Source organism: Microbacterium rhizophilum (assembly GCF_039605615.1).
Classification (GTDB): domain Bacteria; phylum Actinomycetota; class Actinomycetes; order Actinomycetales; family Microbacteriaceae; genus Microbacterium; species Microbacterium rhizophilus.
In genome coordinates this window covers 41,963-55,377 of sequence record NZ_JBCNUN010000005.1, presented here as the reverse complement: position 1 = coordinate 55,377, position 13,415 = coordinate 41,963, and the positions used below count along the sequence as shown (strand labels likewise).

Genomic DNA, 13,415 nt, shown 5'->3' with positions numbered 1-13,415 from the left:
GGAGATGGTGCGGCCGGGGCGGTGGGGATCCGGACTCCTGCAGTCAATCGGCCGGGGACATCGGCGCGGTTTCCCCGACGTTTCGCTCACGTAAAGCCGTGAAGTGATCACTTCAACGAGTGCGCCCGAGCCCGTGACGCTTCTCCGGGGATGACGCGTTCTCAGGATCGGGCGGCCGGATCCGGCCCGCGGAACCCGGCATCTCCGGAGAACCCGTCCCCGCGGGCGGCCGGGTTCAAGCCCCCTGCGCGAGGCGCCAGACGCGCTCCCGCGTGAAGGGCTGCTCGAACGGACGGGTGCCGAGCGCGCGGCTGATCGCGTTGCCGATCGCCGGCGCGACGGGGTTGTACGGCGACTCGCTCATCGACTTCGCGCCGAACGGGCCGAGGTCGTCGGCGGTGTCGGCGAAGTGGATCTCCACATCCGGGATGTCGGCCGACTGCGGCACGCGGTACGTACGGAACGCCGGGTTGAGCACCCGGCCGTCCTCGACGAGCACCTCCTCGTACAGGGCGCCGCCGATGCCCTGCGCGACGCCGCCCTCGATCTGACCGCGGCACTGCGCGGGGTTCATCACGAAGCCGGCGTCCGCGGCGTGCACATTGCGGAGGATCCGCACCGTGCCGGTCTCCGGATCGACCGCCACGCGCACCGCGTGCACGTTGAACGCGAGGGAGCGGTGATCGCCGCGCTCCTCGCCCGAGCCGGTGAGGCCCGCGAGGGCCGCGAGGGGAACGAGGCCGGCGGGCGTGCGGACCCCGTCCGGCGTGTAGGCGCAGTCGGCGACCGCAGCCCCGGCGCGGGCGGCGGCCTCCGCGACGATCCGGTCGCGCAGCGCGAGGCACGCGCTGTGCAGCGCCTTGCCCGCCACGGTGATCCCGGCGGAGGCGAATGCGCCCGTGTCGTACGCGACGGCGTCGGTATCGGCGTGCGCCAGCCGGATCCGATCCACTCCGATCCCGAGCACGCTGGAGGCGATCTGCCGCTGCACGGTCGTCGTGCCGTTGCCGAACTCGGCGGTGCCGGTGCGGAGCGTGAACGTCCCGTCGGGCTCGACCGTCGCGGTCGCCTGAGCGAAGTGCCCGCGCGGTGCCAGCGTCGCGATCATCGCGGCGGCCATGCCCTCGCCGACGAGCCAGCCGGCAGGCGCCTCGTCACCGCCGCGCGCGAGAGCGTCCTGCGCCAGATCCAGGCACTGGTCCAGGCCGTAGCTGCCCCACACCAGGTCCTCCTCGACGCGGCCGTCGGCACTGCGGATCGGATCGCCTTCGCGCACCGCGTTGATCCGCCGGATCTCGAACGGGTCGATCCCGACCCGATCCGCCAGCATGTCGAGGGCCGACTCGATGCCGAGCATCACCTGCCCGAGCCCGTAGCCGCGGAACGCGCCCGACGGCACGTTGTGCGTGTACACGGCCTCGGCGTCGACCCGCACGACGGGGGAGCGGTAGATCGTCACCGACTCCGCGCAGCCGTGGAACAGCACGCCGATCGCGTGGTTGCCGTACGCACCGGTGTCGCTCAGCACATCGAGCTTCAGCGCGGTGAGGCGGCCGTCGTCATCGGCGCCCAGGGTGACCGACACGCGCATCGGGTGGCGCAGCGACGCGCGCAGGAACTGATCGGCGCGCGAGTACTCGTACGCGACCGGCCGCCCCGTGCGCAGCACCGCGAACGCCACGAGATCCTCGGTGAACATCTCCTGCTTGCCGCCGAAGCCGCCGCCGACGCGCGGCGCGTACACCCGGACCCGGTCCTGCGGAAGCTCGAACAGCGTGCACAGCTCGTCGCGGGTGAGGAACGGCACCTGCGTGGACGAGCGGATCACCAGCCGGCCGTCGTCGTCGAGCCAGCCGGCGGAGCCGTGCGTCTCGAGCTGCGCGTGCGTCGTGCGCCCCGTGCGCCAGACTCCGGACACGGTCACCGGGCTCGTCGCCAGCGCCGCGTCGACGTCGCCGCCGTATCCCGAGTGCAGCGCCGCCACCACGTTGCGCGACGCGTCCGCGACGCGGTCGTCCGCCGTCCGCTCCGGGTGCACGAGCGGCGCACCGGGGGAGCGCGCCTCCTCGGCGTCGAACACGGCGGGGAGCACCTCGTACTCCACGCGGATCAGGGCGCACGCCCGCTCGGCGGCGGCCGAGGTCTCGGCGACGACGGCCGCGACGCGCTGCCCGATGTGCCGCACGACGTCGTCGAGCATCCGGGTGTCGTCCGGATCGTCCTGGCGTTGCTCGTGACGCGCCGTGGAGTACCGCGCCGTGGGCGCGTCGTCGTGCGTGTACACCGCGACGACACCCGGCACCGCGCGGGCGTCGCGCGTGTCGATCGCCCGGATCCGGGCGTGCGGATGGGGCGAGCCCAGCACGCGCAGGATGAGCGCACCGGCCGGGACCTCGTCGAACGTGAACGGCTCGAGTCCCTGCACGATGCGTCGCGCGGCCTCGGGCACGACCGAGCGCCCGACGCCCGCGTCGGCCGCCCGGGTCTCGCGCACCGGGCCCAGGACGGACGACCGGATCGCCTCGCGGATCGGACGGTAGCCCGTGCATCGGCAGAGGCTGCCCTTGAGCCGACGGTCGAGGTCGGGCAGGTCGTCCGGCCCGAGGCACGACGCCGTGACGCTCATGCCGGGGGTGCAGAAGCCGCACTGGAACCCGAAGCCCTCCGCGAGTGCGGACTGCACGGGATGCAGCGCATCGCCCGGCGCGAGACCCGCAGCGGTGGTGACGCTGCGGTCCGCCGCGCGCACCGCGGGCACGAGGCACGAGTGCACGGGCTGCCCGTCGAGCAGCACGGCGCACGCGCCGCAGTCGCCCGCGTCGCAGCCCTTCTTGACGGACGTCGCACCGTGCTCGCGCAGCAGCGTGCGCAGGCACTGCCCCGGGCGCGGCTCCGCCTCGAGCGGCGAGCCGTCCACGTCGATCCTCATCGTCCCCCGTCCGCCAGTTCCGCCCGCGCGCGTTCCGCGAGCACGAGCGAGACGCCACGGCGCCAGTCCGCCGCGCCGAGCGGATCGGCGTACCATCCGGTCGCGTCGCCCACGGCGTGCGCGAGCGTCGCGGCGCTCGGGACCGTCGCGAACCGCAGCAGGACCGGCGTCTCGGTGGCCGCCGTGATCGTGAAGGTCGCCGATCCGTCCGCATCCGCGCGGCCGGTGACGACCGCGCCCGCGCGGCCCAGCTCGGCCAGCGCGATCCGGTGCAGGGTGAAACGCGAGCGCAGCGTGCGCGCGGGGACATCGATCGCGCGGATCACCTCGCCCGGGGCGAGCGTGTTCACGCCGTTGCCGGCGGGGATGTCGGCGACGGGCACGGTGCGCTCGCCGCCGTCGGGTGTCCAGATCAGCGCGGTGCCGTCGAGGCCGGCAGCGAGGGACACCATCGCCGCCGCGGCGAACGAGCGGGCGATGTTGCCGCCGACGGTCGCGGTGTTCCAGATCTTGAACGACGCCAGCAGCGAGTCGGCCGCGGGACGGAGCGCGCGGGCGGCACGCCAGGTGGCCGGGGCCTCGTCCGCGAACGCGACGAGGCGCGCGATCGTGCACGTCGCGCCGATGCGCAGGCCCGCCTCCGACACCTCGAGATCGGGCCAGCCCAGCGTCGTCAGGTCGACGAGGCCGGTCACGTCCGGCTGCGGCTCGCCGAACAGCCAGGTGCCGCCTGCGAGGAGCGTCTCGCCGGGAGAGAGCGCGAGGTCGGCTCGCTCGCGTGCGCGGCGGAAGGAGGTGACGGTGTGCAGGTCCATCAGCGGCCCGCCCCGGGGAGCGTGCACGCCGTTCTCGCGCCGTTCGCGCCGCCGCCCTCGGCCGTGGTGCCTGCGGTCGGGCCCCCCGCGCCGCGGTGCAGCGGCCCGGATCCGTCCCGCAGCGGGCGCGCGCCGGCGCCGTGCCGGACCTGGATGATCTCGGCCAGCGCCGAGACCGCGACCTCGTCGGGCGACGCGCCACCCAGATCGAGGCCGAGCGGGGAGTGCAGCCGCGCGATGTCCTCGTCGTGCACGCCCGCTTCGCGCAGCAGCTCGGCGCGGCGGAGGACCGTCGAGCGTGCGCCGAGCGCCCCGACGAAGCCGACCGGCATCGCGAGGGCGGTGCGCAGGGCCGGGATGTCCAGGCGGGTGTCGTGCGTCAGGACGCACACGGCGGTCCGGGCGTCGACGCGATCCGGTTCCTGCGAGCGCAGATACGCGGCGGGATCCGCCGTGACGAGTTCGGCCGCATCCGGGAACCGCTCGCGAGTCACGAGCGTCTCCCACGGATCGCACACCGTGACCGCGAATCCGGCCGCGGCGCCGACGCGGCACAGCGCCGCCGCGTGGTCACCCGCGCCGAGCACGATCAGTCGCGGGCGTGGCGCGTGAGAGAGGGCCAGGACGCTCCCGTCGAGCACCCTCGTCTCGGCGAGGATCGCCGCGGCGTCGAGCTCCGCGTCGAGGGCGGGAGGAAGCGCGGGATCGCCCGCCCTCACGATCCGCCCCGCGTCGGCGCCGTCGAGCCGCAGCCCCACGGTCACGGCGCGGTCGGCCGCCGCGTCCGCGAGCGCGTCCGTCGCCTGGTCGTCGCCCGGGCGGACCTCGTAGGCGAGCACCTCGATGCGCCCGCCGCATGCGAGGCCCGCCGCGTGGGCGACCTCGTCCGTGAAGCCGAACCCGGCGCGGTGCGCGACGCGGTCGGCGAGGACGGCGTATGCGAGGGCGATCGCGTCGCCCTCGACGCAGCCGCCGGAGATGGATCCGATCACCTCGCCGGCGTCGGTCACGGCCATGGACGATCCGACGCCGCGCGGCGCGCTGCGCGCGACGGCCGTCACGGTCACGACCGCCACCCGTCGCCCGGCGCGCAGCCGATCGAGCAGGGCGGGGGCGAGTTCGAGCATGGCGCCACGCTAATCACCCCGTGTTTCGGGCGTGCGACATCCGGTGTCGTGTCGCGTCGTGTCGCGCCCGGCCTAGACTGCCGCGATGCACCCCGGCCCCGAGCGACTGTGCGGCATCGTCCTCGCCGCGGGCTCCGGCACGCGGTTCGGCGGCCCCAAGGCGTTCGCTCGACGCGACGACGGCGTGCCCTGGCTCGGGCTCGCCGTGGACGCCCTGCGGGCGGGCGGCTGCGGGCGCGTGCTCGTCGCCCTGTCCGCGACGTCGTCCGCGGCGGCCGCGCTCGCGCCCGCCGACGTGACCGTCGTCGTCATTCCCGACGCCGCGGACGGGCTCGGAGCCACGCTCCGCGGCGCGCTCGCGCAGGCGCTCGGGGCCGACGTCGATGCGGTCGTGATCCTGCCCGTCGACACCCCCGGGGTCGCTCCCTCCGCGATCCGTCGCGTGATCGCGGAAGGACGCGGATCGTCCGACGCGCTCGTGCAGGCGACCTATCGCGGGCGGCCGGGGCATCCGGTGCTCATCGGCCGCGACCACGTCGAGTCGCTGCGGGTGGCGCTGTCCGGAGACGCGGGAGCGCGCGGGTACCTCGTCTCCCACGGCGTGCGCGAGGTCGACTGCGCCGACCTGTGGTCGGGCGAGGACGTCGACGAGCAGCCGGATCGAGCCGCCGCGGGCCCCGCCTAGGCTGGACCGATGAGCCGCGCGTCCGATCGCCGTCGCGGACGGGCGCCACGGGGCCTGCTGCCCGTCGCGGGTGCGATCGCGGTCGGCGTGCTCACCGCGATCCAGTCCCGCCTGAACGGTGGGCTGGGCGCCGCGATCGACGACGCGATCGTGGCCGCGGTCATCTCGTTCGGCTCCGGATTCCTGATCATGGCGGTCGCCATCAGCGCGCTGCCGTCCGGCCGGGCCGCCGCCGCACGACTGCGGCGCGGCCTGCGCGGCGGTGACATCCCGTGGTGGATCATGATCGGCGGCGCCGCGGGCGCCCTCACGGTCGGCTCGCAGGGACTCGTGGTCGGCGTGATCGGCACCGCGATGTTCACGGTCGGCGTCGTGGCGGGTCAGACCCTCAGCGGGCTCGCGCTCGACCGCGCGGGCTACAGCCCCGCGGGCGTGACGGCCGTGACGCTCCCGCGCCTGGTCGGCGTCGCGTTCGCGCTCGCCGCGGTGGCGTTCTCGCTCACGGGCGGCACGGTGGGACGGGTGCCGTTGTGGATGCTCCTCCTTCCGGTCCTCGTGGGCGCGGGCCTCGCGTGGCAGCAGGCCACGAACGGGCGTCTGCAGCGAAAGGTCGGATCGGCCATGGCCGCGACGTTCGTGAACTTCGTCGGCGGGACCGTCGTGCTCGGGGTCATCGCCCTCGCGCGGATCCAGGTGACGCACCTTCGCGCGTTCCCGCCGGAGCCGTGGCTCTACCTGGGCGGCGCGACCGGCGTGGTCTACATCGCGCTGTCGGCCGCGCTCGCGCCGCGGATCGGCGTGCTGCTGCTGACGCTCGGATCCGTGCTCGGCATGCTGATCGGATCCTTCGTGCTCGACCTGGTGTGGCCGCCCGCGGTGCCGCCGTCGCCGTGGCGCTCGGCGGTCACCGTGCTCGTGGCGTGTGCGGGCGTGGCCATCGCGGCGCTTCCGGGCGCGCGGCGTCGCTGACGCGACCGGCCCGGGTCAGCGCCTGCGCTGGGGCATGCGCGAGACGAAGCGCTCGCCGTCGACCACCTTGCCGCGCACGGGACGCGAGCGCTCGGGGCGGCCTCCGACGTAGAGCCATCCGAGCAGGCGCTCGCCCTTCGCGAGGCCGTGGGCCTTCGCCACCGCCTTGGCGCGCGTGTAGTCGCCCGTGCGCCAGAACACGCCCCAGCCGGCCTCGTCGAGCAGCAGGCTGAGCGCGTGGGCGACGCCCGCGGCCGTCGCCTCCTGCTCCCACGCGTCGATCTTCGTCGAGCGCACCGCGGCCACCACCGCGATCAGCAGGGGAGCGCGCAGCGGCTTGGTGTTGACGCCCTTCCTCCCCTCGGCCTTCGCGATCGCGCGGCCGAGGACCAGCCGGTCGTCGCCGCGCAGCTCGATCAGGCGCCACGGCTTCAGCTCCTTGTGGTCGGCCACGCGCCCCGCGGCCGAGACCAGCTCGACGAGCTGCTCGTGCGTGGGCGCCTCGTCGTTGACCTTCGACAGCGAGCGTCGCGCCCGCATCGCGTCGAGCGCGGTCACGCCACCTCGTCCGAGGCGCCGTGCTGGTCGTCCTCCGGAGTGAAGTTCAGCGACAGCGAGTTCATGCAGTAGCGGTCGCCGGTCGGCGTGCCGAAGCCGTCGGGGAACACGTGGCCCAGGTGCGATCCGCAGTTCGCGCAGCGCACCTCGGTGCGCTCCATGCCGTGGCTGCTGTCGTCGAGCAGCTGCACCGCGTCGGGGCGGATGGACTCGTAGAAGCTCGGCCAGCCGCAGTGCGAGTCGAACTTGGTGCCGCTCTTGAACAGCTCGCTGCCGCACGCGGCGCACGTGTAGAGGCCCGCGCGCTCCTCGTCCAGCAGCTCGCCCGTCCAGGGGCGCTCGGTGCCGGCCTCGCGCAGCACGGCGTACTGCTCGGGCGACAGCTCGGTGCGCCACTCGTCGTCGGACTTGCTCACGTTGTACGACATGGATTCCTCCCGGGGGTCGCTACCAGATTACGGCCGCGCGGAGGCGCCGGGATCGTGTGTGACGCGCGCCCGCGGCGCCCTCGGATCGGGATCCTCCGCGCGCCCGAGGAGAGAATGGAGCGGTGGATCCGGATGAGAACGCGCCCGCGGCCGTGGCCGCCCGCTTCGCCCGCTTCGCGCGCGACGAGGCTCCCGGCCGATCCGCCGTCTACCTCGCGTGGGCGACGGCGGTGGCGGACAGCCCCGAGCTGTGTGCGATCCTGGCCCGCATCCCGGCCACGCATCGGCAGCCGCCGCTCGTGTTCGCCGTGACCCGGATGCTGGGTGCGCCGGTGGGCGGTGCGGACGACTGGGCGGCGTTCGTGCGGGCCCGCGCCGACGAGGTCGTGGCGGAGTGCGCCGCGCGCAGCCTGCAGACCAACGAGCCGCTGCGCTGCGCCGCGCTGCTGCCGGCCCTGAGCCTGATCGAGGGCCCGATCGCGCTGCTCGAGCTCGGCGCCTCCGGGGGGCTGTGCCTGTACCCGGATCGCTATGCCTACCGGTTCGGCGACGCCGCGCTCGGGGAGTCGGACGTGGTGATGGAGGCAGAGGTCCGGGGGCGCCCGCTGCCGCCCATCGCTCTGCCGGACGTCGTGTGGCGCGCGGGCATCGACCTGCAGCCCCTCGACGCGCGGGACGCGTCCGATCGCGCGTGGCTCGAGGGCCTGGTGTGGCCCGAGGAGCGCGAGCGCGCGGCGCGCATCTCGGCGGCTCTCGACATCGTCGCGGCCGACTCGCCGCTGCTCGTGGCGGGGGACGCGGCGGATGCCGACCTGGTCCGCCGCGTCGCGGCCCAGGCGCCGACCGACGCGACGCTCGTCGTCACGACCCCGGGCGTCCTGCCCTACGTGCCGCGCGCCCGGCGCGCGGCGCTGATCACGGCGCTCACCGCCGATCCGGATGACGCGACGGGCATCCGCCCCGGCGGCATCCGCTGGATCACGCTCGATCATCCCGCGCTGCACGACGCGTGGATCCCCCCGATCGACCCCGCCGGATGGCCCGGCTTCGCGCTCGCGCTGGACGGCCGCGTGCTCGCGGCGGCCGACCCGCTGGGATCCTGGATCGACTGGCGGGCCTGAGCCGCCGCGGTGCGCCTCCGAGGGCGTCGAGGCACCGCGGATAGCCTCGAGATCGTGCCCCTCTCCGACCGCGACCGCGCCCTCCTCGACTTCGAGGCCCGGTGGCGCGTGCACGGCGGCGCGAAGGAGGAGGCGATCCGCTCCGAGCTCGAGATGGCGCCCGCGCGGTACTACCAGCTGCTCGGCCGGCTGATCGACTCGGCCGACGCGCTCGCCGCGGATCCGCTGCTCGTCGGGCGCCTGCGCCGGCTGCGCGACGCCCGGGACGCGTCGCGCTCGCGCATCGCCGGCTGACCGGGCCGCCGTCCACGGGATGGACAGGCGCCCCGGGTACGATCGACGCGTGCCGACCAGCTACCCCCGGGACCGCTTCGATGACGTCCCCCGCCAGGCCGCGCGCGTCGGCGCGCACCGCGCCGAGCAGCCCCGCACGCCCCGCGGCGTGGTCCTGCTGTGGGCGGCGCTCGCCACGGTCGTGCTGACGATCGCGGGCATCATCGGGTTCCTCGTGCTGTCGCAGCGCGCCGATGAGCTGCCGTCGCAGCCGCAGAGCCAGCCCACCGTGACGCCGGTCGTGGACACCACGTACACCGTGCTCGTCCTGAACGGCACGGGCACCGCGGGCGTGGCCGAGGAGGTCGCCGGCCGGCTCGTCGCCGCCGGCTGGGCCGAGGACAAGGTGGTGCCCAGCGACTCCTCCGCGACCGACTTCCCGCAGACGACCGTGTACTACGCGGCCCCCGAGGAGGAGGCCGCCGCGCTCGGCGTCGCGCAGGCCATCGGCGGCGCGCGGACCGAGCAGAGCGACCAGTACTCGACGCCCGGCGACGAGGAGCAGGAGCTCGCCGTGGTCGTCGGGCTGGACCGTGTTTCGGCCGGGTAAACAGTTCGATGCAGGTGTGTCAACACTGCCCTGAACCGCGCTGAGGCCCGGAATCACGCGGATACGATTCCCCGGTAATCCCCTCCCGCACCCCGGAGGGCCCAGTACCAGGAGAGTTCGCATGACCCAGGGCACCGTCAAGTGGTTCAACGCCGAGAAGGGCTACGGGTTCATCACCGTGGCGGACGGCAGCCAGGACGTCTTCGTCCATTACTCGAACATCGAGATGAGCGGATTCCGCGTGCTCGAGGAGGGGCAGTCCGTCGAGTTCAACGTCGGCACCGGCCAGAAGGGCCCCCAGGCCGAGGCGGTCCGCCCGGTCTGACGCCCGCATGCGAAGAGGCGCCCCGCGACATCGTCCGCGGGGCGCCTCTTCGCATGTGCGACGGCGCGTCTCGCGCGGCTTGCACTCGATGGGGGTGAGTGCCAGAATCATCCTGGCACTCACCTCAGGCGAGTGCTAAAGACCACACGCCTACGTCCGGGAGGGACGACACCAACATGGCAAAGATGATCGCTTTCGACGAGGAGGCCCGCCGCGGCCTCGAGCGCGGCCTCAACATCCTGGCCGACGCCGTCAAGGTGACGCTCGGCCCGCGCGGTCGCAACGTCGTGCTCGAGAAGAAGTGGGGCGCCCCCACGATCACGAACGACGGCGTCTCGATCGCCAAGGAGATCGAGCTCGACGACCCGTACGAGAAGATCGGCGCGGAGCTCGTCAAGGAGGTCGCCAAGAAGACCGACGACGTCGCCGGCGACGGCACCACGACCGCGACCGTGCTTGCCCAGGCTCTCGTCCGCGAGGGTCTCCGCAACGTCGCGGCCGGCGCCGACCCCATCAGCCTGAAGCGCGGCATCGAGAAGGCCGTCAAGGCGCTCTCGGACGAGCTGCTCGCGCAGGCCAAGGAGGTCGAGTCGAAGGAGCAGATCGCCGCGACCGCGTCGATCTCGGCCGCCGACCCCGCGATCGGCGAGCTCATCGCCGAGGCCATCGACAAGGTGGGCAAGGAGGGCGTCGTCACCGTCGAGGAGTCGAACACCTTCGGCACCGAGCTCGAGCTCACCGAGGGCATGCGCTTCGACAAGGGCTACCTGAACCCCTACTTCGTCACGGACCCGGAGCGCCAGGAGGCCGTCTTCGAGGACCCGTACATCCTCATCGCGAACCAGAAGATCTCGAACATCAAGGACCTTCTGCCCGTCGTCGACAAGGTGATCCAGTCGGGCAAGGAGCTCGTCATCATCGCCGAGGACGTCGAGGGCGAGGCGCTCGCGACGCTCGTGCTGAACAAGATCCGCGGCATCTTCAAGTCGGTCGCCGTCAAGGCCCCCGGCTTCGGCGACCGCCGCAAGGCCCAGCTGCAGGACATCGCGATCCTGACCGGTGGCCAGGTCATCACCGAGGAGGTCGGTCTCAAGCTCGAGAACACCGAGCTCGACCTGCTCGGCCGCGCGCGCAAGGTCATCGTCACCAAGGACGAGACCACGATCATCGAGGGCGCCGGCGAGGCGGACCAGATCGAGGGTCGCGTGACCCAGATCCGTCGCGAGATCGAGAACACCGACAGCGACTACGACCGCGAGAAGCTGCAGGAGCGCCTCGCCAAGCTCGCCGGCGGCGTCGCCGTCATCAAGGCGGGCGCGGCCACCGAGGTCGAGCTCAAGGAGCGCAAGCACCGCATCGAGGACGCCGTCCGCAACGCGAAGGCCGCCGTCGAGGAGGGCATCGTCGCCGGTGGTGGCGTCGCGCTCATCCAGGCCGGCAAGATCGTCTTCGGCTCGCTCGAGCTCGAGGGCGACGAGCAGACCGGTGCGAACATCGTGAAGGTCGCCATCGAGGCCCCGCTCAAGCAGATCGCGCTCAACGCCGGTCTCGAGCCCGGCGTCGTGGCCAACAAGGTCGCCGACCTGCCGGTCGGCCACGGCCTGAACGCCGCCACGGGCGAGTACGGCGACCTGTTCGCACAGGGCATCATCGACCCGGCCAAGGTGACGCGCTCCGCGCTGCAGAACGCGGCGTCGATCGCCGGCCTGTTCCTCACGACCGAGGTCGTCGTCGCCGACAAGCCCGAGAAGGCCGCCGCTCCGGCGGGCGACCCGACGGGTGGCATGGACTTCTGAGTCCGGACCTCGCACGAGCGAAGCGCTCCTCCTTCGGGAGGGGCGCTTCGCCGTCTACCGTCCCCGGATCCGGCCGCGTGCACTGTGACGGGATGTGACGGCGCGGGATGCGGCCTCGCCCGGATGCGGGTGAGACTGGCGCGACCTGCGATCCGCATCCCGAAGGACGAATCGATGACCCCCGACACCGCCGTCTCGCCCGCCGCCGACCTCGAGACGCCCCTGAAGTTCGCGTACTGGGTGCCCAACGTCTCGGGCGGCCTGGTCGTCTCCACGATCGAGCAGCGCACGAGCTGGGACTTCGACTACAACAAGAAGCTCGCCCGCATCGCCGAGGACGCCGGATTCGAGTACGCGCTGTCGCAGACGCGCTACGCCGCCAGCTACGGCGCCGACAAGCAGCACGAGGCGACGGCGTTCACCCTCGGCCTGCTGGGTGCGACCGAGCGCCTCAAGATCATCGCCGCGGTCCACCCCGGCATGTGGCATCCCGGCGTGCTCGCCAAGTGGCTGATCACGGCCGACCACATCTCGAACGGCCGGGCCGCCGTGAACATCGTGTCGGGCTGGCTGAAGGACGAGTTCGTGAAGTTCGGGCTGCCGTGGCTCGAGCACGACGAGCGGTACGTGCGCACCGAGGAGTTCATCACGGTGCTGCGGGGCCTGCTCACCGAGCGCGACTTCTCGTTCCACGGCGCGCACTACGACATCGACGAGTTCACGCTCTCGCCCGCGCCGCTCGACGTCCCCGGTCGCGCGCATCCCGAGATCTTCTTCGGCGGCAACTCGACCGCCGCGCAGGCCGCGGCCGGGCGCACGGCCGACTGGTACTTCTCCAACGGCCGCTCGCTCGAGGGCTTCCGGGAGAACATCGCCGGCGTGCTCGCGGCCGCGGGTTCCGGGGCCCGCACCGCGCCCGCGGCGCCGCGCTTCGGCATCAACGGGTTCGTGATCGTGCGGGACACCGAGCACGAGGCGACCGAAACCCTGCGCGAGGTGATCGCGAAGGCGCACCGCCCCGCCGTGGAGGGCTTCGCCGCCGCGGTCAAGGAGGCAGGCCAGTCGACCGAGGACGGCAAGGGGATGTGGGAGGACTCGACGTTCGAGGACCTCGTGCAGTACAACGACGGCTTCCGCACGGGGCTGATCGGCACGCCCGAGCAGGTCGCCGAGCGCATCGTCGAGCTCAAGAAGACCGGCGTGAATCTCGTGCTGACCGGCTACCTGCACTTCCAGGAGGAGGTCGAGGCGTTCGGCCGCGACGTGCTCCCGATCATCCGCGAGCTCGAGACCGACCTGGCCCGCGCGAACGGACGCGAGCTGAACACGGAGCTGCTGCCGCTGCAGCCCGTGGCCTGACCGCCGCCGCGCGGAAGGCGGGGCGCCACGCGCGCCCCGCCCTCCGCCGTGTCCGCCGTCGGGTCAGCGGAACATGCCGGAGGTCAGCCGCTCGGCCTCCGCATACTGCGAGCTCGCGGCGCCCAGCGTGCGGCCCAGTCCGTCGAGCGCCTGCTCCACGGCCTGCTGCGCGGACTTCCACTGCGCTAGTGCGGCCTGAAAGGCCCCGGCGCTGGCGCCGGTCCAGACCGGCTCGAGCTGCGCCAGCTGACCGCTGAGGGCCGCCGTCACGGTGCGCAGCTGGCCGGCCGTGGCGAGGGCCTGTCCGTTGGCGGCGGCGACCGCCTCGGTGTCGACGCTGAAGATGGCCATTTCTGCTCCCTGGGGTCGGAGGGGTGGATGCCCCCACGCTAGGAAGCGCGCACACCCCGGGAACGGCGA

The 13,415-nt window shown here is 73.3% G+C and carries 14 protein-coding genes; 8 read left to right on the top strand and 6 right to left on the bottom strand.

What is annotated here, in order from left to right; translation table 11 throughout:
- Positions 1–235: 235 nt before the first annotated feature.
- The 3 genes from AAD528_RS10140 to AAD528_RS10130 are packed head-to-tail and all read right to left on the bottom strand — an operon-like array spanning position 236 to position 4,871.
- Complete coding sequence (locus tag AAD528_RS10140) at positions 236–2,929, bottom strand: molybdopterin-dependent oxidoreductase (protein ID WP_345751958.1); 2,694 nt, start codon at positions 2,927–2,929, stop codon at positions 236–238.
- Positions 2,926–3,744, bottom strand: a complete 819-nt coding sequence (locus AAD528_RS10135) for an FAD binding domain-containing protein (RefSeq protein ID WP_345751957.1) — start codon at positions 3,742–3,744, stop codon at positions 2,926–2,928. The genes AAD528_RS10140 and AAD528_RS10135 overlap by 4 nt, the downstream gene beginning before the upstream one ends.
- Entirely contained in the window at positions 3,744–4,871 is a 1,128-nt protein-coding gene (locus tag AAD528_RS10130; protein WP_345751956.1) for an XdhC family protein, read from the bottom strand. The genes AAD528_RS10135 and AAD528_RS10130 overlap by 1 nt, the downstream gene beginning before the upstream one ends.
- Before the next feature lie 85 nt (positions 4,872–4,956).
- On the opposite strand from AAD528_RS10130, the gene AAD528_RS10125 reads away from it, so the two are divergent.
- On the top strand, positions 4,957–5,556 hold the full coding sequence (locus AAD528_RS10125) for a nucleotidyltransferase family protein (RefSeq protein ID WP_345751955.1): 600 nt from the start codon (positions 4,957–4,959) through the stop codon (positions 5,554–5,556).
- Between the two features lie 9 nt (positions 5,557–5,565).
- Entirely contained in the window at positions 5,566–6,525 is a 960-nt protein-coding gene (locus tag AAD528_RS10120) for a DMT family transporter (RefSeq protein WP_345751954.1), read from the top strand.
- 15 nt (positions 6,526–6,540) lie between these two features.
- Here AAD528_RS10120 and AAD528_RS10115 read toward each other — a convergent pair whose 3' ends face one another.
- Together AAD528_RS10115 and msrB are read right to left on the bottom strand one after the other, a co-directional pair.
- Entirely contained in the window at positions 6,541–7,065 is a 525-nt protein-coding gene (locus AAD528_RS10115; protein ID WP_345752116.1) for a nitroreductase family protein, read from the bottom strand.
- A 14-nt stretch (positions 7,066–7,079) separates the two neighbouring features.
- Complete coding sequence (gene msrB / locus AAD528_RS10110) at positions 7,080–7,511, bottom strand: peptide-methionine (R)-S-oxide reductase MsrB (protein WP_345751953.1); 432 nt, start codon at positions 7,509–7,511, stop codon at positions 7,080–7,082.
- A 122-nt stretch (positions 7,512–7,633) separates the two neighbouring features.
- On the opposite strand from msrB, the gene AAD528_RS10105 reads away from it, so the two are divergent.
- From AAD528_RS10105 to sfnG, 6 genes are all read left to right on the top strand, one after another.
- The gene (locus AAD528_RS10105) at positions 7,634–8,632 is read left to right on the top strand and encodes a DUF2332 family protein (RefSeq protein ID WP_345751952.1); all 999 of its coding nucleotides are present in this window, start codon (positions 7,634–7,636) and stop codon (positions 8,630–8,632) included.
- 54 nt (positions 8,633–8,686) lie between these two features.
- Positions 8,687–8,926, top strand: a complete 240-nt coding sequence (locus AAD528_RS10100; RefSeq protein ID WP_345751951.1) for a DUF3263 domain-containing protein — start codon at positions 8,687–8,689, stop codon at positions 8,924–8,926.
- 49 nt (positions 8,927–8,975) lie between these two features.
- Entirely contained in the window at positions 8,976–9,515 is a 540-nt protein-coding gene (locus AAD528_RS10095; RefSeq protein WP_345751950.1) for a LytR C-terminal domain-containing protein, read from the top strand.
- A 121-nt stretch (positions 9,516–9,636) separates the two neighbouring features.
- Positions 9,637–9,840 (top strand): cold-shock protein, encoded by a 204-nt coding sequence (locus AAD528_RS10090; protein WP_345751949.1) that lies wholly within the window; start codon positions 9,637–9,639, stop codon positions 9,838–9,840.
- Positions 9,841–10,016: 176 nt separating this feature from the next.
- Complete coding sequence (groL, locus tag AAD528_RS10085; protein WP_345751948.1) at positions 10,017–11,636, top strand: chaperonin GroEL; 1,620 nt, start codon at positions 10,017–10,019, stop codon at positions 11,634–11,636.
- Positions 11,637–11,810: 174 nt separating this feature from the next.
- Positions 11,811–12,995, top strand: coding sequence for a dimethylsulfone monooxygenase SfnG (sfnG, locus tag AAD528_RS10080; protein WP_345751947.1), 1,185 nt, complete (start codon positions 11,811–11,813; stop codon positions 12,993–12,995).
- Positions 12,996–13,058: 63 nt separating this feature from the next.
- On the opposite strand, the gene AAD528_RS10075 is transcribed toward sfnG, so the two are convergent.
- Complete coding sequence (locus AAD528_RS10075; protein ID WP_345751946.1) at positions 13,059–13,346, bottom strand: WXG100 family type VII secretion target; 288 nt, start codon at positions 13,344–13,346, stop codon at positions 13,059–13,061.
- Positions 13,347–13,415: the final 69 nt, after the last annotated feature.

What these genes read in the sequence shown, in the direction of transcription:
- AAD528_RS10140 (WP_345751958.1), bottom strand. Translation starts at nt 2,929, where the DNA reads ATGAGGATCGACGTGGACGGCTCGCCGCTCGAGGCGGAGCCGCGCCCG.
- AAD528_RS10135 (WP_345751957.1), bottom strand. Translation starts at nt 3,744, where the DNA reads ATGGACCTGCACACCGTCACCTCCTTCCGCCGCGCACGCGAGCGAGCC.
- AAD528_RS10130 (WP_345751956.1), bottom strand. Translation starts at nt 4,871, where the DNA reads ATGCTCGAACTCGCCCCCGCCCTGCTCGATCGGCTGCGCGCCGGGCGA.
- AAD528_RS10125 (WP_345751955.1), top strand. Translation starts at nt 4,957, where the DNA reads ATGCACCCCGGCCCCGAGCGACTGTGCGGCATCGTCCTCGCCGCGGGC.
- AAD528_RS10120 (WP_345751954.1), top strand. Translation starts at nt 5,566, where the DNA reads ATGAGCCGCGCGTCCGATCGCCGTCGCGGACGGGCGCCACGGGGCCTG.
- AAD528_RS10115 (WP_345752116.1), bottom strand. Translation starts at nt 7,065, where the DNA reads ATGCGGGCGCGACGCTCGCTGTCGAAGGTCAACGACGAGGCGCCCACG.
- msrB (WP_345751953.1), bottom strand. Translation starts at nt 7,511, where the DNA reads ATGTCGTACAACGTGAGCAAGTCCGACGACGAGTGGCGCACCGAGCTG.
- AAD528_RS10090 (WP_345751949.1), top strand. Translation starts at nt 9,637, where the DNA reads ATGACCCAGGGCACCGTCAAGTGGTTCAACGCCGAGAAGGGCTACGGG.
- groL (WP_345751948.1), top strand. Translation starts at nt 10,017, where the DNA reads ATGGCAAAGATGATCGCTTTCGACGAGGAGGCCCGCCGCGGCCTCGAG.
- sfnG (WP_345751947.1), top strand. Translation starts at nt 11,811, where the DNA reads ATGACCCCCGACACCGCCGTCTCGCCCGCCGCCGACCTCGAGACGCCC.
- AAD528_RS10075 (WP_345751946.1), bottom strand. Translation starts at nt 13,346, where the DNA reads ATGGCCATCTTCAGCGTCGACACCGAGGCGGTCGCCGCCGCCAACGGA.